We start from the raw sequence: 24,218 nt of genomic DNA on the forward strand, positions 1-24,218 counted from the left end.
TTTATGGGTTACTCAATGAGTTATTCAGTATGGCTTTCAACGGCTTTACGTAAGAACCCAGATTGTTTAGACAATTGTTGTTTTGCAGTCGCCAAATCAAGATCGGTTAAGATCATCAAGATCGCGAGTTTGACGTCATAATCGGTTTGTTTCAGTGTTTCTACAGCTAGTGCCTTTTCACATTCCGTTGCTTGCATGACAATACGAGCTGCCCGAGCGACCAGTTTCTTATTGGTCGCTTTTACATCAACCATTAAGTTTTGATAACTCTTGCCAATACGAATCATGCTGGCCGTCGTTAGCATGTTGAGTACAAGCTTTTGCGCTGTACCGGATTTTAAGCGAGTGGAGCCGGTGAGCGCTTCTGGGCCAACCACTGGGCTAATGGCAATTTGAGCGATGTCGGCAATAGGTGAGTCAGGGTTGCAAGAAAGAGCGACACTCGTTGCCCCGATTTCATTGGCGTATTCCAACGCACCAATGACATAGGGGGTTCTTCCACTCGCCGCAATCCCTACCAGCACATCTTGTTTAGAAAACTGTATGGATTTAAGATCTTCGACACCCAATTCAAGGGAATCCTCAGCTCCTTCTTTGGCTTTTAAAATAGCCTCCGGCCCGCCAGCAATCAGCCCTATCACCATCTGGTCGGAAACTCCGAAGGTGGGCGGACATTCAGAGGCATCAAGAACACCGAGGCGGCCACTGGTCCCTGCGCCCATATAGATTAATCGAGCACCATTTTTAAAGGCGGCAGTGATCTTATCTACGGCTTGAGCAATTTCGGGCAGTACTTTCTCGACCGCTACCGGAACTTGAGCATCTTGTTGATTCATGCGTTCAACAATTTCTAATGATGACAACAGGTCAATGTCCATCGTTTCTGGGTTTCTGCCTTCTGACACTAAGTGAGACAAAGCAGAAATTAGCGCGTCATTAGTCATAGTATTCCTATTATTATTTTCCCATGCGATTCACTCATGGTGGTTAATCTGCGTAATACAAAACCCCAAGAGAGGCGAGCTGAGAGGCACCAGTCACCTCTGGTAAATTGCTCGGTAGGTTATGTATTCTTCGTTGTGCGAGCCATGCGAATGCCATGGCCTCCATGTTATCGCTATCTACGCCTTTGTCTGAGGTTGATGAGACTTGCCATTCCGGCAGTAAAGAAGCAAGGCGTGACATGAGTAGTGGGTTCCTAGCACCGCCACCACACACAAGTAATTCGGCGTTGGATCCTTCTAGGTATCGTTTTACTTCGTTAGCGATAGTTAGCGCGGTGAATTCACAAAGCGTTCTCTGTATGTCGTGTCTATTTAGAGATGCAGCCGTTAAGGTTTGGTAGGTTGAAAGTTTCTCTTCAAGCCAAGGCAAGTTGAAGAGCTCACGCCCCGTACTTTTAGGAGGCGCTTGAGTGAAATAAGGCTCACGGGTCAGTATGCGTAACAAATCGGGTAATACTGCCCCTTGCTGAGCAAACTTTCCATTATGATCAAACTTTTCACCGGTGCATTTATGTACCCACGCATCCATTAGCATGTTGCCTGGACCTGTATCGTAACCAAGTACCTTTTTATTAGGTTGAAGAACGGAGATATTGGAGATGCCACCAATATTGAGAACGACCACGTTAGAAGACTGAGTTTTGAATATCGTGTTATGAAAAGCAGGGACCAGAGGCGCTCCTTGTCCGCCGAGTGCCATATCTTTACGTCTGAAATCGGCAACCGTAGGAATGCCAGTCTTGGCGGCGATGATATTGGCATCGCCTAATTGCATCGTAAAAGGTAAGTTTCCCGTTGGTTGATGGAAGACTGTTTGCCCGTGGTTGCCAATCGCGGTGATGTCTGAAACTTTAACCCCAGAGTATTGGAGAAGCCGTAATACCGCCTCTGCAAATAAGTGACCGAGCTGGTGGTCAAGCTCACCAATGACTTTAAGGTTAGTTTCTTGCCCAATACAGACATCCAATAAATTTTGTTTGAGCGTATCTGGAAAGGGGTATTCATCATGCGCGAGCAAAGTAATGTCATTGCCGCAAATTGAAACAAGAGCCGTGTCTACTGCATCCATGCTGGTGCCAGACATCACACCGATATAAAGCTCTTTATGATCCATTTCTAAACTCTTCTGTCGCTAGGTTAAAAACATTGTAATGCAAATTTAAACGGAATAACCTCATTACGCTTATGAAATTTGGTTGAGTAAAGGATAAATCATGGGACCGTTGTGGCTAGATGTAGCAGGCTATGAACTTACTGCTGAAGACAAAGAAATTATTGAACATCCTACTGTAGGTGGGGTGATCCTTTTTGCTCGTAATTATCATGATAGTAAACAGCTGCTTGCATTAAATTCTGAGATAAGAAAAGCAGCAAAGCGCCCATTATTGATCGGCGTTGACCAAGAAGGTGGAAGAGTTCAACGTTTTAGAGGTGGGTTCTCTATTATTCCTGCGGCTCAAGAGTTTGCGAAACACGCCAATGGTGAGCAGTTAGCAGAGCAGGCGGGATGGTTAATGGCTGCAGAGCTTATCGCCCATGATATTGATCTGAGTTTTGCTCCGGTTCTGGATAAAGGTTATGAGTGTAAAGCGATAGGTAACCGCTCTTTTGGTGAAGACGTTTCAACCATTCTGAAACACAGCTCGGCTTATATGAAAGGAATGAAGTCAGTAGGTATGGCGACCACGGGTAAACACTTCCCTGGACACGGTGGTGTGATCGCCGATTCTCACTTAGAAACGCCATTTGATGATCGAGATAATATTTTTGAAACCGATATGGCGATTTTCAAAGCGCAGATTGAGTCGGGAATTTTAGATGCGATGATGCCTGCTCATGTCGTTTATTCTCATTATGATAAGCATCCAGCGAGTGGATCTCAGTATTGGTTACAAGACATTCTGCGTAAAAAGCTTGGCTTTAAAGGACTGGTTTTTTCAGATGACCTGACGATGGAGGGTGCTGCTATTATGGGTGGACCAGCTGAGCGCTCACACACAGCGTTAGCGGCAGGCTGTGACATGGTGTTAGTTTGCAATCAACGTGACGCACAAGTAGAAGTCTTGGATAACTTACCTATTCTTGAAGTACCTATTGCGGATAATTTAATTAAACAACAGTCTTTCTCCTTATCCGAGCTATCCTCATCTGCACAATGGAAAGAGTCTTCTGAGTCGATGAAGCGAATACTTGAAAATTCGCTCTGAACAAAAATTCAGCGAAGTTGAAGTTAATAGAGGTCATAACTCGTGTTATGACCTTTTTTATTGTTTGTTATGACTACTTAAGGTCTTAAATGTACTGAGCTTTACCAAAGTAATGGTGTAAATAATAATTTACGACAAATGTTTTTTATTGTTTACACTTGCAATCATTTCTATTGCTGTTAGTTTGTATTTAAAGATTGAATAGCCCAAATGGATGTCTTGGGTGTAAATTTAAATATACAGGTTGAGTTATGCAGAAAAGTGAATTAAGCAATGTCAATATTATCGATGAACAGGTACTGATTACTCCAGAGGAGCTAAAAGCAAAACTACCTCTTAGTGATAATGCTCGTCGTTTTATTCAAGAGTCTCGTCAAACCATCGCGAACATTATTCATAAGAAAGATCACCGTATGTTGATCGTCTGTGGACCATGTTCCATTCATGATGTTGAAGCGGCGAAAGAATACGCAAAGCGTCTTAAGGCACTGTCAGAGCAACTGAGTGACCAACTGTATATTGTTATGCGCGTTTACTTTGAAAAACCCCGTACCACTGTTGGTTGGAAAGGCTTGATCAATGACCCGCACCTAGATGGAACGTTCGATATTGAGCACGGTTTACATGTGGGTCGCGAGCTTTTAGTTGAGCTAGCTGAAATGGAAATCCCGTTAGCAACAGAAGCACTTGATCCGATTAGTCCACAATACCTAGCGGATACATTCAGCTGGGCGGCAATTGGTGCTCGAACGACTGAATCTCAAACACACCGCGAAATGGCGAGTGGTTTATCCATGCCAATTGGTTTCAAAAATGGTACAGATGGCAACTTAGGTACGGCGATTAACGCAATGCAAGCTGCTTCTTCTAGCCACCGCTTTATGGGGATCAGCCGCGAAGGTCAAGTTGCGTTATTAACCACTCAAGGTAACCCTAATGGTCACGTAATTTTACGTGGTGGCAAACAGACAAACTACGATTCAGTATCAGTACACGAATGTGAACAAGAACTAGCGAAAACTGGCCTTGATGCTTCATTAATGGTGGATTGTAGCCATGCAAACTCTCGCAAAGATTTCCGTCGCCAACCTTTGGTCGCTGAAGATGTGATTCACCAAATTCGTGAAGGCAATAAGTCGATCATTGGCTTAATGATCGAAAGTCATCTAAGCGAAGGTAACCAATCTTCAGATATTCCTCTAAATGAAATGAAATACGGCGTTTCCATTACCGATGCGTGTATCAATTGGGATTCAACTGAGGCACTATTGAAACATGCCCATACGGAGTTAGTTCCGTTTTTGGAAAATCGTTTAAAAGATTAATTTCATTTAAATGAACAAAGGCTTAGAGATTGGAAAGGAATAATAATGGCCGTTGAACTGAACGAATTACGCGACCAAATTGACGCAGTAGACAAACAAATGTTGGACTTACTATCACAGCGATTAGCTTTGGTAGAAAAAGTAGGCGAAGTGAAAAGTGAGTATGGCTTGCCGATCTACGCGCCAGACCGTGAAGCAGCTATGCTCGCTTCACGTCGCCAAGAAGCTGAGAAAAAAGGTGTTCCACCTCAGCTGATTGAAGATATTTTACGTCGAACTATGCGTGAATCTTATGCGAGTGAAAAAGATTCGGGTTTTAAGTGTTTGAATCCTGAATTGCGTTCAGTGGTTATTATTGGTGGTAATGGTCAGCTTGGTGGCTTGTTTGGCCGTATGTTTACTCTGTCGGGCTATCAAGTAAAAGTACTTGGCAGTCAAGATTGGGATCGTGCGGATGAGATCTTAGATAATGCCGGTTTAGTGGTTGTCACCGTTCCAATCAACTTGACGCAAAGTGTGATTGAAAAGCTAGGGAAGTTACCAAGTGACTGTATCCTATGTGATTTAACATCAATAAAATCTAAGCCTCTTAAAGCAATGCTTGATGTTCACCAAGGCCCAGTTGTTGGTCTTCATCCAATGTTTGGCCCTGATGTTCCGAGCCTTGCGAAACAGGTAATTGTATACAGCGATGGCCGTGGCGAAGACAGTTACCAATGGCTGTTGGAGCAGTTTGGTATTTGGGGAGCGAGCTTGTGTCAGATGGATGCGAGCGAACATGATAAAGGGATGACCCTTATTCAAGCTCTACGTCACTTTACGTCTTTTGCATACGGGCTGCATTTAAGTAAAGAAAATCCGAATATTGACCAGCTTTTGAAGCTAAGTTCGCCGATTTACCGTTTAGAAATCGCGATGGTTGGCCGTCTGTTTGCACAAGATCCAAACCTATATGGCGATATCATTCTGTCTTCAGAAGAAAACATCGATATGATTCGACGCTTCCATGCATGTTTCGGTGAAGCTTTGGAAATTTTAGATGGTAAAGATAAAGCGAAATTTGTAGAAAGCTTTAATGAAGTGAGTAACTGGTTTGGTGATTACTCTCAGCAGTTCCTAGATGAAAGCCAAAACTTGCTCAAACAAGCGAATGATGCAATCCATCGTGGTTAGTATCAAATAGCTATAACGAATAATCCCCCATTAAAAAGAGCAGCCTAGGCTGCTCTTTCTTTTCGAGTGCTTCGTGACCGTCAATTGGTGTCCAAAGGCTTGTTTACTTCTTCGCTTGATACGGTTTCAATACTTGAATCACGGTATGGCACATTGGTTAAGTTGATTTGAAGGCGTACAACATTATCAATCAGTTGCACCAATGGTCCCCATTTTACTTTCTTCTCTTTTTCGAAAACGTAGTTAAAGTTATCAGGCGTCCAATCCATTAAATACTGCGGGTTCAAAGCTCGCCCTAGGAAGCGTACTTCATAATGAAGGTGAGGACCTGTCGAGTTACCTGAATTACCACACGTTGCAATGACATCTCCTTTGCTAACAAACTCACCACTGCGTACTTTAAACCTTTGTAAGTGTGCGTAAGAGCTCATAAAGCCAAAAGAGTGGCGGAGGGTCATAAAGTTACCAAAGCCTTTCTTGCTTGGACGAACGGTCTCGATGACACCATCAGCCGGAGCAAGGATTTCTTCCCCGCGCTTACAGGTCAAATCAATACCGGTGTGCGTATGACGCTTTCCTGTAATTGGGTTGGTTCTTCGGCCATAGGAGGAAGAAATACGTTGATAGGCCATCGGGCTATCATTTGGGATCAGTCGGAACATAGTTGCGCGAACCGCCGAGTCAATCGCGGCTGCATCAATGCGGTCTTCTAGCGAAAATTCATCATTGACGATCTCTTCATTCACTAGGCCAAGGACAGATTCCACATCATAAACACGTTTACCAAGCAGTTGGATTTTACCTTCTTTCTCGACTAAAGCTTGAGAAAGAGAGTGATTAGTATCGACTTGCTCTTGGTACAGTGAGCTTAACTCACCATTCTTGCTATTGAGATTAGCTAATGCCAACTCGAACTCACCTTGCGTTTTTTGCATGGCTTGTTCATTTTTCCATTTATTATCTAGATGTAAGTATAGAGCTCCACCTAGCAGGATCGGAGCTGAAACTAGAGTGAGGACAATAGCTGAGATCGATTTTCGGCCAAGGTAAAAGGTTTGATCACCTTGGCGCGAAGGAATCGTGATAGAAACTTTTTGGGACATACTGGTTAATTAATTAGCGTGACAGTTCCGCTGTCTACAGAGTCAAAATTATTCGTCACCTAAGTCAGATAAATATTCTAGCTCACGGTGGAGCAGACTATCATCACCGACGTTGAGTTCAACTAAGCGTTTTAAATGGCTGATACTATCAATATCTAAATGCTCTATTCTCAAGCGCATTGAGGTATTGTTAGTAGAGATTATGCTCGCTTCTAGTTGGATATCAATATCACTTTCATTGAGCGTAAAGCTGACCGTGATAGGTAAAGAAGTATTCAGTTTTGAGCCACTATCACATTGCAATAGCACACCATGTAACGATAAATCTTGAACAGAACCTGTTAGTTCAATTGATTCTTGAGTTACTTTCGCTGGCACCTGATAAAGGATGCGCGAAAAGCGGCGTCTTTCTACCATGATACGTTCTCTCTTATATATCGTAATTTAAAGTATGGTGGCTCATAACTATATAAGGCCGCTAATCATAGCGGCCTTTGGTTTAAATACAAGCGATATTATTTTGCAATACGCTTGTATTTGATGCGGTGAGGTTCAGCCGCTTGAGCACCAAGAGTTTTTTTCAACCACTCACTGTACTCAGTATAGTTACCTTCGTAGAAGTTAACCTGACCTTCATCACGGTAATCTAGAATATGTGTCGCAATACGGTCTAAGAACCAACGGTCGTGCGAGATAACCATTGCACAGCCAGGGAACTCAAGCAGTGCTTCTTCAAGAGCACGTAACGTTTCAACGTCTAGGTCGTTGGTAGGCTCATCGAGTAGCAGTACGTTACCGCCCGCTTTTAGCAGTTTCGCTAAGTGAACACGGTTACGTTCACCACCAGAAAGCTCACCGATGATCTTCTGTTGGTCGTTACCTTTGAAGTTGAAACGAGAGCAGTATGCACGTGCTGGGATTTCGAAGTTGTTGATCTTAATGATATCAGCGCCTTCAGAGATCTCTTGGAATACTGTCTTAGTGTCGTCCATGCTGTCGCGGAACTGATCAACAGAAGCAAGCTTAACGGTTTCGCCCAGTTCAACCGTACCTGAATCTGGTTGCTCTGCGCCGCTTAGCATCTTGAATAGTGTTGATTTACCCGCACCGTTGGCACCGACGATACCCACGATAGCACCCTTAGGCATGCTGAACGATAGATCATCGATAAGAACGCGGTCACCGAATGACTTGGTTAGGTTCTTCACTTCAAGAACTTTGTCACCTAGACGCTCACCTGGCGGGATGAACAGTTCGTTAGTTTCGTTACGCTTCTGGTATTGGCCAGTTGTTAGCTCTTCAAAACGAGCCATACGAGCTTTAGACTTAGCTTGACGGCCTTTAGGGTTTTGACGAACCCATTCAAGTTCTTTCTCAATGGTCTTTTGACGAGCGCTTTCGCCCGCTTTCTCTTGCTTTAGACGCTCATCTTTTTGCTCTAGCCAAGATGTGTAGTTACCTTGCCATGGAATACCTTCACCACGGTCAAGTTCTAGAATCCAGCCAGCAGCGTTATCTAGGAAGTAACGGTCGTGGGTAATCGCCACAACAGTACCTGTGTAATCAACAAGGAAATGCTCTAGCCAAGCAACTGATTCTGCATCCAAGTGGTTGGTTGGTTCGTCAAGAAGCAGCATGTCTGGCTTCTCAAGAAGTAGGCGACAGATAGCGACACGACGGCGTTCACCACCTGATAGGTGCTCAATTTTTGCATCCCATTCAGGAAGACGAAGAGCGTCAGCGGCACGCTCAAGAGCACTTTCAAGGTTATGACCATCTTTTGCTTGAATCAGTGCTTCTAGTTCGCCTTGCTCTTTCGCTAGCGCATCGAAGTCTGCATCTGGTTCTGCATAAGCTGCGTAAACTGCGTCGATACGTTTAAGCGCGTCTGCAACGTCAGAAACGGCTTCTTCAACAATTTCACGAACGGTTTTAGATTCGTCAAGTACAGGCTCTTGCGGTAAGTAACCAACATTCAGGCCTTGCTGTGCACGAGCTTCACCATCAATGTCTTTATCAATACCTGCCATGATACGTAGTAGGGTAGATTTACCAGAACCATTCAGACCTAAAACACCGATTTTAGCGCCAGGGAAAAAGCTAAGAGAAATGTCTTTAAGAATTTGACGTTTAGGTGGCACAGTTTTGCTCACCCGAGACATGGTATATACGTATTCAGCCATTTGCCGATCGTTCCTAATTATTGTTCAAAATTAGGGACTATTTTATACCAATATCGGCCAATTTGTTACTCCTAGGCATCATTAAGCTTTTTGAGAGTGATCGCGGGCATGGATTGAACCGGTGAATAATTAGACGTTGGGGAGGAGACTGCTGAATCAGAATTGTTAAATTAATAATATTTACATTCAAAGTCTTTACATTTGCGGTCATATTTGGCGTTAATAGTTATCTATACGCATCCAAACACGCACTAAGGAATAGAGCGCATGTTTTCTTATTTATTCAGACCAAAAGCCGCCGCATTTACCTCTGCTGTCTTCTCGGCTTTGCTCTTCAGTCACAATGCGTTATCCAGCAATGTTTCTGAGTTAAAACAACAACGCATTACCTATGAAAAAGCACAAGATTTATTGGATGAAAGAAATCTCTCTGCTTATCAAGCTATTCGTCCTCAGATATCGAGTTACGCACTGACGCCGTATACCGATTATCGAGCTTTTTTGGTCAAACTCTCTGAACAATCACCAGAGCAAGTCAATATCTTCATCGATACTCACCAAAACTTTCCTTTTTCTAATCGCGTTCGAGCGCCTTATTTAACGACCCTAGCGAAGCAAAAGCGTTGGGACGATGTCGTGGATTTTCAAACTAAGGAGCCGGTTGGTGAGGCGTACCAATGTATTTATTACCGAGCACATTTAGAGCAAGGTAATAAAGACCTCGCGTACAAAGGGACGCATCAATTGTGGTTAAGTGGTAATGGTGTGGATGACCACTGCGATCCACTTTTTGATAGCTGGGATAAAGCGGGGCTGCGCAGCGACGATATTATATTGGAGCGTATGCTACTGGCGTTCGATAATCGAAATGGTTCATTGATGAGTTATCTCATTAAGCAAATCGAAAATCCCGAGAAAAAGAAACAAGCTGTTGCGATGAAAGAACTGTATCGCAATCCTGAGAGTGTTTTAACTTTTGCTAAAAAGCATAAGGCGACCGATTTCTATCGCGCTCAAACGGAATATGCGTTCGAAAAATTGGCGCGAAAATCGGTTGTTCAGGCTCAATCGAAATACCAACAGGTGATGCAAGCGCAGCAATTCGGCCCTGCGAAACAACAGGAGCTTGGCGAATATCTAGCGTTTCGATTGATCAATACTGATGATAAAGAGTTGGCTAAATGGCGAGATCAAGTCTTAGATAACTCGTCGAGACAAGTGTTGATCGAGCGTCGTATTCGTTTAGCCATCCAATATGCAGACTGGGATGCTGTGACGCATTGGATTGGTAAGCTTGACGATTCCCATCAAAATTCATTGCGTTGGCAATATTGGTTAGGACGCGCTGAAGTTGCTCTAGGCAATAGTAAACAAGGCTACCAGCGATTGGAGTCACTGACCGGTGAAAGAAACTTTTATAGCGTTGCCGCAGCCAAAGAAATTAAGCAATCTATCCAATATTCAACTTCAACGCTCAACTTTGATAGCGCTGTGATAAAGCCTTATCTAACTGATTTGTTGAGAATTGAAGAGCTTATTGAGTTAGATAAGATCGCCGCTGCAAAAAGTGAGTGGCGTTGGTTATTAAGAAGAACCTCTAAAACTGAACAGTCGATGTTAGCGGCATACGCTGCTGAGAAAGGCTGGAACCATCTAACCGTTACCGCGAGTATCACGGCGAAGATGTGGGATAACCTCACCTTACGTTTCCCTGTCGCGCATCAGTGGTGGTTTAAGTTTTATGCCGAAAAACACGATATAGACCCGATCACACTGATGTCGCTAGCAAGGCAAGAAAGTGCGTTAGACAGTGAAGCGCGTTCGCCGGTCGGGGCAAGAGGCATCATGCAGATCATGCCAACCACAGCGAAATACACGGCGAAGAAATATAAGTTGTCCTACCAGGGGAGTGACGATTTGTATCAAGTAGGCAAAAATATTGAAATTGGCAGCCATTACTTAGATGGGCTACTAAATCAGTACGACAATAACCGAATTTTTGCTTTCGCTGCTTACAACGCGGGCCCAAACCGAGTAAAATTATGGCGAGAGCGCACCGCTGGAAAGCTTGATGCTTATGCATTCATAGAAGCGATCCCTTTTAAAGAAACACGAGGTTATGTGCAGAATATTTTGATGTTTGAAACCTACTATCGAGATATTTTGGGAGTGGATGGTGCATTCCTAAAAGAGCATGAAGTGCAGACCAAATACTGATCTAGACTGAAGGCATGTGGTGGTGTGTCTTCAGTCCCATGATTTTGTTAGAGGCTAATGTTCTTTCGGTTAATTAAACACTTCTATATGAATTTCAGTATACAATGCGTAGTAAGTTAAGCAGTCAGCGTAGGCAATATGTCACCACAACCAGAATTTAAAGATTGGCAGCAGTTAATGGATTTAGTGAAAACTGCAGCGAATAATGACCAACATGAGCTTTTATTGACGATGATGATGACTTCTGATGAAAGGGATGCATTGGTCGCAAGAGTGAATATTTTGTGTGAATTGCTAAAAGGGGATTTATCACAAAGACAAGTCAGCCAAATGCTTGGTGTGGGAGTGGCCACCATTACGCGTGGCTCGAATGAACTAAAAGCGAAGTCTGAAGAAGAAAAAGCTGAAATTGCCAAGTTACTGCTTGAGTAACAATTTCATTTAACCCGTAAAACGCCAGCGTTGTCGCTGGCGTTTTTTATAGGAAATTTAATGCGTCTATCCGGTGAAATGTTCTGGATTCATAAAAGGAATAAGAGCGAGAATCAATGCTTGATGGTATACCGAACTTCGCGTGAGTTGATTGTGCGTCAACAAGCCAATCGCCCCTCCTTTTTGTTTGATGTTGTCTGTACCAAAGACTTCATCCATCACGTCACCTAACTCATTTGCTTGTTGTAGTTTCTCCATTACAACAGGTGGAAGCATCAAGCTTGCGGAGCGTGATTCTCCTCTTTGTCCGTTAGATTCAATCACCATCCAAGCGAACGTGACAGAGTGTTCAATGCCCGCTTCTAATCCAACATAGTAATCAGCATTCGGAATGGCTTGCTGCGCATTTTTGACGCGGTTGACCGAGCCTTGATGTGTCTCGGAATTTGACATTGGTTGATCTGCCACTCCACTTTCGACACTAACGCCTTTAAATTCAAACGATTCATCAGGAAAGGCGGATTGGAATGCGCTTTTTACAGCATTTATCTTGGCCGGGTTTAAGGAGGCGATAATAATGGACTTCACTTATTTCGAATTCTCTTTTAGTTGCAGATACCAGGGGGATAGTTCATCAAGGTTCATCGGTTTACCAAAATAGTAACCTTGCATGAAATCACATTGATAATTTGCCAACCATTGGTACATGGATTTGGTTTCGATACCTTCCGCTGTCACTGCTTTGTTCTGAGCATGGCATAGCTCAATGATAGGCTTAATAATGTTTTGGTTATCGGTTTTAATCAAGGTCTCTAGAAAGCCCTTATCTAACTTAATTTTTTGTACCGGATACTGCACTAACTGAGTAATGGATGTATATCCTGAACCAAAATCGTCTATCGCTAGTCGATAGCCTAATCGAGAAAGCTCGTTAAGCAATGGGAAGCCTTGCGATTCATTCGCGAACGTTTCAGTAATCTCAAAATCGATCAGGGCTGGTGGAATGTTGTTTTGCTTCGCATGTTCATCAATATATTTGGCAAGCTTTGTCGTTTCGAGTTCAGCCGATGATAAGTTAATGGATAAGTGCACGTCGTGCTTAAACTGAGCTTGAATATCATGAAAGCGCGCAAAAGCGTTTTTGATGACCCATTTATCGATTCGTTGAAATAGCCCAGTCTGTTCTGCAATCGGAATAAACTCATCAGGAGACACTAAACCAAGTTGAGGCGAATACCAGCGCAATAGAACTTCAACACCTATGACGTCGATACCATTGATGTCCAAGTAAGGCATGAAGACCAGGTGAAACTCTTCATCGAAGTTATTTTCTCTAAGTGCTCGCTCTATGTTAGCTCGCCTTTGTACTACTTTGTCTAAATCTAACGAGTAAAGGGCAAATTGGTTTTTACCCGCTCGCTTTGCTTGATACATTGCGGTATCGGCGTTAGATAGCAACTTCTCAATGTTTCTACCATCGTCTGGGTATCTAGCAATGCCGATACTGACTGTAATAGGAAAACTTCCCATTGGAGTGACGAATCCATTTTGCAACGGCTCTAGTAGTAGTTGAGCAAACACTTGAGCTGCATCGTCGAACTTGCTCGGCACTCTGAGGTACACCGCAAACTCGTCTCCCGATAATCGAGAAGGCATCGAAATGGCCAAGTACTCATTGCGGAATAGTTGGCACACACTAGAAATGTGCTTAGCAAAGCTGACTAAGATTGAATCACCAATTTGATGCCCGTATTTGTCATTGACGAACTTAAAGTTGTCTAAGTCTAAGTATAAAATCCACACTAAGTGGTGAGAGTTTGAATCAATCAGTACTTTTTCGACATAGTTCTGGAACTGATGACGATTGGCTATTTGGGTTAGTTGGTCGCTTTCCGCCAGTTTCTTGGTTCGCTGATACGTATTATCAAGCTCTTGGTACATGTCATAAAAACGTTCGGATAAACGCCCGATTTCGTCTTCTGTTCCTAGTTTCTCTATATTCTTGCGCTGCTTCCTTTCAACTTGCGTAAGTTGAGTATTAAGGCGGGTAATCGGATTTATCACTGTGCGATAGAGCAGCGCTAAAAGCAGCGCCATAGTCAGAAGTGCAGACAGAGCAAAAGACGCGCTGAGTTTGTTCCAGATGTTATCGAGGCGGTTATTTAGAAGGAACTGAGCCGGATCAACGGTAGCGAAGAGCCCTGATGAAAGCTCAACCGATTGAGCTAAGCCTTTGTCGACGGAGACGATACCGTCAGAAAAAAATAAACTGGTTTGGTATTCGTATTCAATTTGCTTTCTTAGCGTATTGAAAGCGTCCAGTGAAACGGCCACAACAACAAAAAATACGTCACTCGAATGTGATTCATGAAGAGGAGAGGCTAATGTTTTCTTATCCAGCACTTCATAGCGCATTAACACCCCTTCGCCTTGGGAGTTTTGGGTGTAGCTGATATTAGAAAGTGCCGCATTGTTTTGATATTGAAAACGAATGTGTTCCAGGATTTTTGGATCGAGCTGAGCGGTTCGTTCATTACGATTTTCCGCGTAATACAAGACGTCTTGATTGCCATCTAAAAGGGCTAATCCGGTGTAGCTTGTTTCCCCATCTTGTAATAATTGAATTGTTTCTTGAAGATTGGTAATGAGCTTACGTTCTATGTCTGAATTGTGCTCGAGTGCAAAGTAGCGACGCACGATGTCGCTTTTAGTGAGCGTATAGGTATAGCTATTAAGAAATGAGTGCGCTTGACGAAAGTGCCCCGCTAATTTCTCCATATTGAGCTGCAGTGCGTTATCTTCTCTTTTGATAAATGCGCTTTTTTGATTTGAATAAATGATATAGCTCGAAGCGGCGGTACTGCACAGAATAACCGGAGCAATGAGTAATAGAATCTTAGTACTTAGCTTCATGATTCCTAAATATTTTATTCAAAACAAACGCGAGAGTTTATAGATGTTCTTGGAGTTTCACTATGTTTAGTCTTAATTCCAGTGAATACGTGTGATGTGAGCCAAGTTTCACTTTGCAAACAGAAAGAAACAACCAGTTTAGAAGGGGGAGGCTGCGAAGGAGGAAGGCTTGAAAGCAAGAGAAAAAGTGGTTCTTACAGGTTTCGCTCCCTGTAAGAACCATGTGAATTATTGGAGTTTCACTTGCGTCGCTTTGACGTTTTCGCTTGGATAGCAGCCAAGTACTTTGAGGTGACGAGTGATCTTGGTGAGTTCTGAGATTGTGTTTTGCATGTTCTCTGATTCTAAATGCGCTTCTAGATCCACATAGAACATTTCTTCCCAAGGGTTGCCCATGATAGGGCGTGACTCAAGCTTAGTCATGTTGATGTTATGGCGCTGAAGCACCAATAAAGTTTCCACTAAAGAGCCCGCTTCCTGAGAGGTCGACATGATCAATGTCGTTTTCGCAGGGATTTGCGTGGAAACTTCGACTGGTTTGCGCGCCACCACGATAAAGCGAGTGTGGTTTTCGGTTTGGTTCGCGATGTTTTCTTGAATGGACTGCAAGCCATATAACTTGCCGCTAGATGCATTGCCGATTGCAGCCACGTCATCCCTGTTAAGTTCTTTCACTTTCATCATCGCATCGGCAGTGCTTGCGCAAGATTCTAGAGTCACGCCTTTTAAGCGGCTCAAAAATTCACTGCATTGTTGGTGAGGTTGCGGGTGAGAGTAGAGCGTTTTGATGTCTTCGATTTTTATGTCGTTTTGAGAAACTAAACAATGCTCGATTGGCTGAGTCAGCTCGCCTACAATGTACAACGTAGTGTGCTGCAACAGGTCGTAGACTTCATTGATTGAACCTGAACTTGTATTTTCGATTGGCAGTACACCGTAGTCGGCATGGCCAGATTCCACCGTGTTTGCGACTTCTTTAAAGTGATCGCAGTTGAGTTCAATTAACTCAGTGTTCTTACGGCTAAAATATTCGCGGCTAGCAAGGTGAGAATATGAACCTTTTGAACCTAAGAAAGCCACACGAGCCAAAGGCTTGCGGCTTTGAGGGTTCGCTAAGTTCTGAAGATAAGATTGCTGAAGCAGCACTGAGTCTTCAATAATTGTGTGGAAAAGCTTAGTAATGTATTGAGCATCTAATTCGTATTTGTCTTTACCATTATTGATCAGTTTGACGAGCAATTGCTGCTCACGAGCGGCATCTCGTACTGGTTTAGATGTTTCCACTTTGCTTTTTGCTACTTCAATACTGAGCTTTCGACGCTCTGAAAGTAGGCTCAATAGTTGGTCATCTAGTTCGTTTAAGCGAAGGCGAATTTCATCAAGTGAAATTTGGCGGTCAGTCATGAATGTATCCTTATAAAAAAGCCTCCCAATTTTGGGAGGCTTTCTGTTCGTTTTTGACTTGTTTTTCTAAAACGACTTAGCCTCCGGTTAAGGAAGAAAAAAGAAGTCAAAAATAAACAGATGAGTAGTGTGCATAAAAAGTGATTGTTTTATGAATGTTTAAACACAATAAGCAAGCAGAGGTAGAGCGTCAAGCAAAAAAATAGCGCCATAGAGGCGCTACTTTTTGAATCCATAATAATTGATTATTCAACTTCAGCTTCGAGCTCTTCAATTTGAGGCTTTTCTGCTCGGCGAGCTTCTGGCTTGTGGCGCAGCTTATTCAGTTGACGTTCTAGTTTTTGTTCCACTTCGTTGACAGCAACATATAGGTCATCGTGGATTGATGAAGCAACAAGTTTTCCTTTTGGTACCGTAATTACCGCTTCAAATTTTTTCTTTTTATTTGGTTCTTCACTAAAGCTTGCTTGGCAGCTTGTGATGTTTACTTGCCATTTTTCTAGCTTTTTAAATTTGCTTTCTATGTGCTCACGGATTGCAGAGGTGATGTCGATATTTTTACCAGTGATATTCATTTTCATAGAAGTTTTCCTCTGTTGTATCCCTCATGGGTTAACTCCAGATTACTGATTGCTACCAAATAAAATGTGATCCAAGTCAACTTGTGGCGGCGTGGGATGAACAATGAAATCAAATGTGATCTTACGCAAATGTTTGTTCTTTAATGGATAAAAAAACCTTGTTATCACAGTGTATTGGGATAGATTGGGAAGAAGGTAAGCGCTAGAAATAATTCATTTTTGGGGACTTAGTACAGCCCTAAAAAAGAGATGGTGAAATGATCACCAGTATTGGTTTGTGAACTATGTCTATAGATTGCGTCTTACTGCCTAATGTGAAGATTCCTACAAAAACGCCGCTCTAGTTTAGAGCGGCGTTTTTGTTATTTCCCTGAGGTTATTGAGAGATATGCATGAGCTGTATTTTTTGCTCAGGCAGCAATTGAGCATTTCCTTCTTTTCTCGTCTGCTGGATCTTATCAAGCTGTTTATAGATGACGTAATAGCGATTAATGTTTGCGACGTAATGGACGGGCTCCCGACCGATATTGCGCCTCGCGATCACTTCCACATTCTTAAACCATACGTTGGGGTCGTACCCATGCTTCACGGCAAGGCGGCGCATCTTCCTTATTTTTGCCGGGCCTGCGTTGTATGAGGCTAAAGAAAAGTAAATCTGATTATCGATAGTAATTTCTTCGTTATCAAAGTATCGGTCTTTGATGAAACGCATATATTTAACGCCGGCGTGAATATTATTTTCGACTTGGTCGATATGCTTAATATTCACGTTGGGATCTTTTGCTGTACTAGGCAATACCTGCATGATCCCAACCGCCCCTCGGTGAGAGATTTTACTTTGATCTAACCCTGACTCTTGATAAGCCTGGGCTGAAATCATCAGTGAGTCGAACTCGTATCGGTCAGAATATTCACTGAATAATGCTGAAAGGTGTTCAAGTTTGGCTATTTTCTTTGGGTTAAGAGCTCGGCTCAGCCAGCGAGTGTTATTAAGGTATTTTCCGTAAATGACATTACCTAATAATGTGCCGGTCTTGGCTTTACGTAAGTATTGATTCACGGCTTCTTTGAGCTTAGGGCTGTCTTTTCGCAACGCCCATGCGATTTGACCTGATTCTCGCAGTGGAACGTCTTCGTGAACTCGTATGTTCTCTAATACGTTTAGCCATAGCGAGGTCTTGTGGCTATCGAGCACGGTGGCATTGATGTAGCCCTGGTTGATCATTTCAACCAGTTCATAATCTTGAAGCGTTTCTTCAATGAATTGAACGAAAATGGGTGGGAGTCCTTTTTCATTCAATTGTTGATTCACCGCTTGGATACTTTCGAAGTAGCTTGAACTCGCACGAACCCAGATTTCTTTACCGCTAAGTTGTTCGTATGAAGTAATAGGAGGGTGTCCTTTTCCTGTTACTAATAATTCTTGAACGTCTTTAATGACAGGGTTACTAAAATCGACCGCTTTTAAGCGCTTATCTGTAATCGTGAGATTGGCGACGGCAAGGTCGCCATAACCCCGCTGTAAAGAAGGTAGAAGGTCATCCCTTTGAACAGGAATGATTTGAACATTCATGTACTGATTTTTCTTTTTGAGTTGTTTTTCAAAATGATAAAGCAGTTCCGCGATGATCCCTTTTGGTCTACCACCTTCAATGTAGTAAAAACCAAGATCAGCAGCGACAAGAACACGAACAATGTTCTTTTGGGAGAGCGTATCTAAGTCCCCTGTATAGGGTTCTTTAGCTAAGGGGGAGAGCTCTAAGGCACTCACATTTAAAGGCATACATAGCAATATGCTTAAGATAATAAATAACTTTTTCACACCCACTTCCATGTTGATGTTTTGTTAATATTATAGTCAGCATATAGGGGTTATGGATGAGTGGCAAGTTACAGTAGGCTATAAGATATGGCTCGAAAATTCACATAAAAGCATAAAAAAACGCCGCTTATTGAGAACAAGCGGCGCTTTCAATTTTGATTGAGAGTGGCCTAAAGTGGGTTTAACTCGATCAGCTTCTCTGTGCGAGCGACGGCATCTTCTAACCCAAGTTGCTTATAAGCTTCCAGTTGAATCTCAAGTGATTTACGAGCTGCGACTGTGTCTGGGAATGTACGTTGCAGTTCTTGTGTTCGATTAACGGCTGCAATCCAAGCTTCACGGCGTAAGTAAAAATCTGCGGTAGCTAAATCGTAATTGGCTAGGCGATTTTTCAATGCAAACATGCGTTTTTGCGCATCTTCAGCGTATGGGCTATTTGGGCTACGCTCTAGCAGCTTTTTGAAATCAGCGAAAGCAAGCTTAACGGGTTCAGGATCTCTGTCACTGCGGTCGATGTTGAAAATATCATGCATGAAATTTCTATCTTGCGCCATGTGAGTAAGGCCACGCATGTAAAGCACCCAATCAAGCTTCTCATGTGTAGGGTTAAGGCGAGTAAAACGAGAAATGGTCGCCAAACCTAACGCTAAGTCGTCGTTTTTGTAGTAAGCATAAATCAGATCGAGTTGCACCTGCTCAGAATAAGCACCAAACGGGTAACGAGAATCGAGAGCCTCAAGCTTTTCAATGGCGGTTAGCCAACTACCACTTTGAAGGGCAATTTGAGCGTCTGAATACAACACGGACGGCGGAACGTCAGGAACAATTTCGTCACTGCTTGAACAGCCAACTAGCAAAGAAAGTGCTAATAGACCTGATAAAGTAAGGTGTTTCATGTCAGGAGTCGATTCCTTGAATTTAAATATTTCGTAAGCTTCCGTTACTTTCTAACCAGTAACAGATACAATGATGCAATTATTCTATTTTATCCATAGTAATGGGTATTAGTCTCACGGTTTTTAAAAAAGTTCGATATGGCTCAGCAGATCACATTAACAGACACAGTAAAAAGCAGCCAGTTAGGTCAACGTTTAGACCAAGCTGTCGCTGAACTCTTTACCGATTTTTCTCGCTCACGTATTAAAGAGTGGCTTCTAGAAGGCAAGATCCAAGTTGATGGAGAAGTTATCATAAAACCACGCGTAAAAGTGATGGGCGGTGAAGAAATCATCTTACAAGCTGAACTTGAAGATGAAGAACGCTGGGAAGCACAAGATATTCCTTTGGATATCGTATACGAAGATGACGACTTATTAGTGATCAACAAACCACGCGATTTTGTTGTTCACCCTGGTGCAGGTACACCAGATGGAACCGTATTGAATGCTTTATTGCACCATTACCCACAAATTGCAGAAGTGCCACGTGCTGGTATTGTTCACCGTCTTGATAAAGATACGACGGGCCTTATGGTTGTCGCGAAAACAGTTCCGGCTCAGACTCGTCTAGTCCGTGCTCTTGCTAAGCGTCGCATCACGCGTGAATATGAAGCGATTGCAATTGGTAAAATGACCGCTGGTGGCATGATAGAGAAAGCAATTGGTCGTCACTCGACTAAGCGTACTTTGATGGCTGTTAACGAGCTTGGTAAACCTGCGATTACTCACTACCGTGTGGCAGAGCACTTTCGCGAGCACACTCGTATTCGCTTACGCTTGGAAACAGGGCGTACTCACCAAATCCGTGTTCATATGTCTTACTTACAGCACCCACTACTAGGTGATATTGCTTATGGTGGCCGAGCGCGTATACCGAAAGGCGCATCAGAAGAACTGACTCAGATGATTCGTTCTTTTGACCGTCAGGCACTGCATGCGGTTATGCTTAAGTTTGAACACCCCATTTCTGGCGAAGAAATGGAGTTCCATGCCCCAGTTCCAAACGACATGATCGTGATGGCAGAAGCACTACGTGTGGATGCTAGAGAAAATAAAGAAGACGACATTTAATGACAATGATCATCCCACGCTGGAATGCACCCAAAAATGTAAAAGCATTTGCTTCTACACGTGTTGGTGGCTTTTCTAAAAATGAGTATCTTGGCTTAAATCTCGGTACTCATGTTGGGGATGATCTTGCCACTGTTCAAAAAAACAGAGAGTGGTTGCAACGTGATTCAATGATGCCTAGTGCTCCAACATGGTTAAATCAAACCCATTCAACCACTGTTATTGAAGTGAACTCCATTTCATCTGAAGTGCTAGACGCTGACGGCGCGTTTACGAAGAGAGCTGGTATTGTTTGCTCCGCTATGACAGCAGATTGTTTACCTGTTTTATTGACCAACACGCAAGGAACGCAAGTCGCCGCTGTGCATGCTGGGTGGCGTGGGTTAGCTGATGGCATTGTGGAAAATGCCGTACAAATGTTTGATGGTGAGGTAATCGCCTGGTTGGGGCCCGCAATTGGCTCAGGTGCTTTTGAGGTTGGGGAAGACGTGTTAAACGCGTTTGTTTCTTTTGATGGAAACGCAATTCATGCATTCGAACAGAAAACTCAACCGAGTAAGTGGCTAGCAAATATGTCTCAGCTCGCCATGCAGCGTTTAGATAAGTTGGGTGTTTCGAAAGTAACAGACTCCAATTTATGTACCTTCTCTGATCCTTCTAAGTTCTATTCATACCGACGTGATGGTGTGACAGGTCGCCAAGCTTCCTTTATTTGGATGGAGTAAATCGACATTTAATTAAGTTGGATCAAGCTTAATTACTCTTCCCCTTGAAAATGTGTCATACCGTATCCATCTTCTATGCATAAGATAAATATCTATGATTTAGGAAGGTTGGTATGCGTCTCGATCGATTCACTAGTAAGTTTCAAGTTGCGATTTCTGATGCTCAGTCACTCGCACTGGGTCGTGATCATCAATATATAGAGCCAGTACATCTAATGGTTTCGCTATTAAACCAAGATGGCAGTGCAATTCGTCCTTTACTGACAATGCTGAATGTCGATGTAGTTCAATTACGTTCGAAATTGAGCGAAATGTTAGATCGTGTACCAAAGGTGAGTGGCATTGGTGGTGACGTCCAGCTTTCCAGTGCGATGGGGACTCTATTCAACCTTTGTGACAAAGTCGCTCAGAAACGTCAAGACACCTATATATCATCTGAAATATTCCTACTTGCCGCCGTTGAAGACAAAGGCCCTTTAGGTAAATTGCTTCAAGAACTTGGCCTGACTGAACAAAAGCTTTCCCAGGCGATTGAACAAATCCGGGGCGGTCAAAAAGTGGATGATCCGAACGCTGAAGATAAACGTCAAGCGTTAGAAAAGTTCACCATTGATTTAACCGAGCGAGCTGAGCAAGGCAAACTTGACCCTGTGATTGGTCGTGACGATGAAATTCGACGTACGATTCAAGTCTTGCAACGACGAACCAAAAATAACCCGGTTATCATCGGTGAACCTGGTGTTGGTAAAACAGCGATCGTTGAAGGGTTAGCTCAACGAATTATAAATAATGAAGTGCCAGAAGGGTTAAGAGGTCGACGAGTGCTATCTCTTGATATGGGCGCATTGGTTGCTGGTGCTAAATATCGCGGCGAGTTCGAAGAGCGCTTGAAGTCGGTGTTGAATGAATTGTCGAAAGAAGAAGGCAATATCATTCTGTTTATCGATGAACTGCATACTATGGTTGGCGCAGGTAAAGGTGAAGGCTCGATGGATGCGGGGAATATGTTAAAGCCCGCGTTAGCCCGTGGTGAACTTCATTGTGTCGGAGCGACTACCTTAGATGAGTTCCGTCAATATATAGAGAAAGATCCAGCCTTAGAACGTCGATTCCAAAAAGTCCTGGTCGATGAACCAACGGTAGAAGATACCGTAGCGATTTTGCGTGGTTTAAAAGAGCGTTATGAACTTCATCACCATGTTGAAATTACCGACCCTGCGATTGTGGCGGCGGCAAGCCTCTCTCACCGTTATGTGTCAGATCGCCAATTACCTGATAAAGCCATCGATTTGATTGATGAAGCTGCTTCTAGTATTCGGATGCAGATTGATTCTAAACCTGAGTCTTTAGATAAACTCGAACGCAAAATCATTCAGCTTAAAATAGAGCAACAAGCCCTAACGAACGAAGTGGATGAAGCGAGTGAAAAGCGCCTAAAAACTTTGCAAGAAGAGCTTCAAGAGAAAGAGCGTGATTTTGCGGAACTAGAAGAAGTTTGGAATGCAGAAAAAGCCTCTTTATCTGGGACTCAACATATTAAGTCAGAGTTAGAACAAGCTCGAATGGATATGGACTTTGCGCGACGTGCTGGTGATCTGAATCGTATGTCCGAATTGCAATATGGCCGCATCCCAGAACTGGAAAAACAACTCGATCTAGCAACGCAAGCTGAAATGCAGGAAATGACGCTACTTCGAAATAAGGTCACGGATGCAGAAATAGCTGAAGTGCTCTCGAAGCAAACGGGTATTCCAGTCTCGAAGATGCTGGAAGCTGAAAAAGACAAGCTCCTAAAAATGGAAGGTGTACTTCATAAGCGAGTGATTGGTCAGGTAGAAGCGGTCGAAGTCGTTTCTAATGCCATTCGTCGTAGTCGAGCTGGTCTTTCCGATCCAAATAAACCAATCGGTTCATTCTTATTCCTAGGGCCTACTGGGGTTGGTAAAACGGAGCTGTGTAAGACTTTAGCAAACTTCATGTTTGACAGTGAAGACGCGATGGTTCGTGTTGATATGTCTGAGTTCATGGAAAAACACTCGGTAGCTCGTTTAGTTGGTGCACCACCAGGTTATGTAGGTTATGAAGAAGGGGGATACCTAACAGAAGCCGTGCGTCGTAAACCTTATTCAGTCATTTTGTTGGATGAAGTTGAAAAAGCGCACCCAGACGTATTCAACATTCTGCTACAAGTTCTTGATGACGGACGTTTAACTGATGGGCAAGGGCGAACCGTCGATTTTAGAAATACAGTTTTGATCATGACTTCAAACTTAGGTTCAACCAGAATTCAAGAGAACTTCAATACACTGGATTATCAGGGTATTAAAGACGAAGTTATGGATGTTGTAGGAAAACACTTTAGACCCGAATTTTTAAACCGTGTCGATGAAAGTGTTGTATTCCACCCATTGGGTAGAGAGCACATCAAGTCGATAGCTTCAATCCAGTTAGACCGTTTAGGTCAGCGTATGGAAGAAAATGGGTATGAACTCGATGTGTCTGAGAAAGCATTGGAGTTAATCGCACAAGTCGGTTTTGATCCGGTGTTTGGAGCTAGGCCTCTAAAACGTGCTATTCAGCAAAGTGTAGAAAACCCACTAGCTAAAGCGATATTGGCAGGAAAGATAAACCCAGATAAGAAAGTTAAATTGCTTGTTAATAACGATAAAATTATCGCTCATCAATAACCTTTTGAGTAAAACTAGCAATAGTTCATAAGAGTTTTGCTAGTTTTGCACACGATCTGTCGGTTTATTGTTCGAACGAACGGTTTTAAGCATTGAAATGATAAATAACGGTTGTGCTCGCGGAAATACTCCCTATAATTCGCCTCCGTTGTCAGGGATAATCAAACTGATTTGAATCGAACAACCAGGCGGAGATAAGCATTTAAGATGCTTTGAAAAATTAGCAATAGAAAGTGTTTGACACTTCTAATTATCTCGCTAGAATGGCCGTCCGCTTTGAGAAGAAAGCTTCGAAAAGCAAGCTCTTTAACAATTTAAACCTATCAATCTGTGTGGGCACTCGTTGATGAATATCAAAAATTGATTCTTAGGAATCACTTTGGTTTCAATGAACTGAGTGACCAATCAAGACTTCGGTCTTGGCACAGTCAAT

19 protein-coding genes and 1 other annotated feature are annotated in these 24,218 nt (G+C 43.0%); of the genes, 8 read left to right on the forward strand and 11 right to left on the reverse strand.

All coding sequences use genetic code 11. From position 1 onward, the window contains the following. Window positions 1-20: 20 nt before the first annotated feature. Both murQ and ACHUFI_RS10915 read right to left on the reverse strand, forming a co-directional pair. Window positions 21-944 (reverse strand): N-acetylmuramic acid 6-phosphate etherase, encoded by a 924-nt coding sequence (murQ, locus tag ACHUFI_RS10910; protein ID WP_394249026.1) that lies wholly within the window; start codon window positions 942-944, stop codon window positions 21-23. A gap of 43 nt (window positions 945-987) precedes the next feature. Then, on the reverse strand, window positions 988-2,118 hold the full coding sequence (locus tag ACHUFI_RS10915) for an anhydro-N-acetylmuramic acid kinase (RefSeq protein ID WP_394249028.1): 1,131 nt from the start codon (window positions 2,116-2,118) through the stop codon (window positions 988-990). Between the two features lie 100 nt (window positions 2,119-2,218). Here ACHUFI_RS10915 and nagZ point away from each other — a divergent pair, with 100 nt between their 5' ends. From nagZ to tyrA, 3 genes are all read left to right on the forward strand, one after another. Then, window positions 2,219-3,211 carry a beta-N-acetylhexosaminidase gene (nagZ, locus tag ACHUFI_RS10920; RefSeq protein ID WP_394249030.1) on the forward strand — a complete coding sequence of 331 codons (993 nt, stop codon included), beginning with the start codon at window positions 2,219-2,221 and terminating at the stop codon, window positions 3,209-3,211. A 251-nt stretch (window positions 3,212-3,462) separates the two neighbouring features. Further along, the gene (locus tag ACHUFI_RS10925; RefSeq protein ID WP_394249032.1) at window positions 3,463-4,536 is read left to right on the forward strand and encodes a 3-deoxy-7-phosphoheptulonate synthase; all 1,074 of its coding nucleotides are present in this window, start codon (window positions 3,463-3,465) and stop codon (window positions 4,534-4,536) included. A gap of 45 nt (window positions 4,537-4,581) precedes the next feature. Then, window positions 4,582-5,709, forward strand: coding sequence for a bifunctional chorismate mutase/prephenate dehydrogenase (gene tyrA, locus ACHUFI_RS10930; protein ID WP_394249034.1), 1,128 nt, complete (start codon window positions 4,582-4,584; stop codon window positions 5,707-5,709). Window positions 5,710-5,789: 80 nt separating this feature from the next. Here tyrA and ACHUFI_RS10935 read toward each other — a convergent pair whose 3' ends face one another. From ACHUFI_RS10935 to ettA, 3 genes are all read right to left on the reverse strand, one after another. Then, window positions 5,790-6,812: a M23 family metallopeptidase gene (locus tag ACHUFI_RS10935; protein WP_394249036.1), complete on the reverse strand. Its 1,023-nt coding sequence runs from the start codon at window positions 6,810-6,812 to the stop codon at window positions 5,790-5,792. A 48-nt stretch (window positions 6,813-6,860) separates the two neighbouring features. Next, window positions 6,861-7,229 (reverse strand): PilZ domain-containing protein, encoded by a 369-nt coding sequence (locus tag ACHUFI_RS10940; protein WP_394249038.1) that lies wholly within the window; start codon window positions 7,227-7,229, stop codon window positions 6,861-6,863. Window positions 7,230-7,327: 98 nt separating this feature from the next. Beyond that, window positions 7,328-8,995 (reverse strand): energy-dependent translational throttle protein EttA, encoded by a 1,668-nt coding sequence (ettA, locus tag ACHUFI_RS10945; protein WP_394249040.1) that lies wholly within the window; start codon window positions 8,993-8,995, stop codon window positions 7,328-7,330. Between the two features lie 267 nt (window positions 8,996-9,262). On the opposite strand from ettA, the gene ACHUFI_RS10950 reads away from it, so the two are divergent. Next, entirely contained in the window at window positions 9,263-11,212 is a 1,950-nt protein-coding gene (locus ACHUFI_RS10950; protein ID WP_394249042.1) for a transglycosylase SLT domain-containing protein, read from the forward strand. Window positions 11,213-11,350: 138 nt separating this feature from the next. Continuing rightward, window positions 11,351-11,644, forward strand: coding sequence for a trp operon repressor (trpR, locus tag ACHUFI_RS10955; RefSeq protein WP_394249044.1), 294 nt, complete (start codon window positions 11,351-11,353; stop codon window positions 11,642-11,644). A 66-nt stretch (window positions 11,645-11,710) separates the two neighbouring features. On the opposite strand, the gene yjjX is transcribed toward trpR, so the two are convergent. From yjjX to ACHUFI_RS10985, 6 genes are all read right to left on the reverse strand, one after another. Beyond that, window positions 11,711-12,232: an inosine/xanthosine triphosphatase gene (gene yjjX / locus ACHUFI_RS10960; protein WP_394249046.1), complete on the reverse strand. Its 522-nt coding sequence runs from the start codon at window positions 12,230-12,232 to the stop codon at window positions 11,711-11,713. Then, a complete protein-coding gene (locus ACHUFI_RS10965; protein WP_394249048.1) occupies window positions 12,233-14,557 on the reverse strand; it encodes a putative bifunctional diguanylate cyclase/phosphodiesterase in 2,325 nt (774 codons plus the stop codon). A gap of 228 nt (window positions 14,558-14,785) precedes the next feature. Beyond that, the gene (pheA, locus tag ACHUFI_RS10970) at window positions 14,786-15,961 is read right to left on the reverse strand and encodes a prephenate dehydratase (protein ID WP_394249050.1); all 1,176 of its coding nucleotides are present in this window, start codon (window positions 15,959-15,961) and stop codon (window positions 14,786-14,788) included. 12 nt (window positions 15,962-15,973) lie between these two features. Further along, window positions 15,974-16,093: a sequence feature (Phe leader region), on the reverse strand. Between the two features lie 113 nt (window positions 16,094-16,206). Continuing rightward, entirely contained in the window at window positions 16,207-16,542 is a 336-nt protein-coding gene (gene hpf / locus ACHUFI_RS10975) for a ribosome hibernation-promoting factor, HPF/YfiA family (RefSeq protein ID WP_394249052.1), read from the reverse strand. Between the two features lie 376 nt (window positions 16,543-16,918). Then, window positions 16,919-18,325, reverse strand: a complete 1,407-nt coding sequence (locus tag ACHUFI_RS10980) for an MltF family protein (RefSeq protein ID WP_394249076.1) — start codon at window positions 18,323-18,325, stop codon at window positions 16,919-16,921. Window positions 18,326-18,534: 209 nt separating this feature from the next. Next, complete coding sequence (locus ACHUFI_RS10985) at window positions 18,535-19,260, reverse strand: outer membrane protein assembly factor BamD (RefSeq protein ID WP_394249054.1); 726 nt, start codon at window positions 19,258-19,260, stop codon at window positions 18,535-18,537. Window positions 19,261-19,398: 138 nt separating this feature from the next. Here ACHUFI_RS10985 and rluD point away from each other — a divergent pair, with 138 nt between their 5' ends. From rluD to clpB, 3 genes are all read left to right on the forward strand, one after another. Beyond that, window positions 19,399-20,373, forward strand: coding sequence for a 23S rRNA pseudouridine(1911/1915/1917) synthase RluD (gene rluD / locus ACHUFI_RS10990; protein ID WP_394249056.1), 975 nt, complete (start codon window positions 19,399-19,401; stop codon window positions 20,371-20,373). Next, window positions 20,373-21,098 carry a peptidoglycan editing factor PgeF gene (gene pgeF / locus ACHUFI_RS10995; protein ID WP_394249058.1) on the forward strand — a complete coding sequence of 242 codons (726 nt, stop codon included), beginning with the start codon at window positions 20,373-20,375 and terminating at the stop codon, window positions 21,096-21,098. Before rluD ends, pgeF begins: the two co-directional genes overlap by 1 nt. A gap of 113 nt (window positions 21,099-21,211) precedes the next feature. After that, window positions 21,212-23,785 (forward strand): ATP-dependent chaperone ClpB, encoded by a 2,574-nt coding sequence (gene clpB / locus ACHUFI_RS11000; RefSeq protein ID WP_394249060.1) that lies wholly within the window; start codon window positions 21,212-21,214, stop codon window positions 23,783-23,785. The last annotated feature ends 433 nt before the right edge of the window (window positions 23,786-24,218 follow it).

This window comes from Vibrio profundi (assembly GCF_043642225.1).
GTDB classification, from domain to species: Bacteria; Pseudomonadota; Gammaproteobacteria; order Enterobacterales; family Vibrionaceae; genus Vibrio; species Vibrio profundi_A.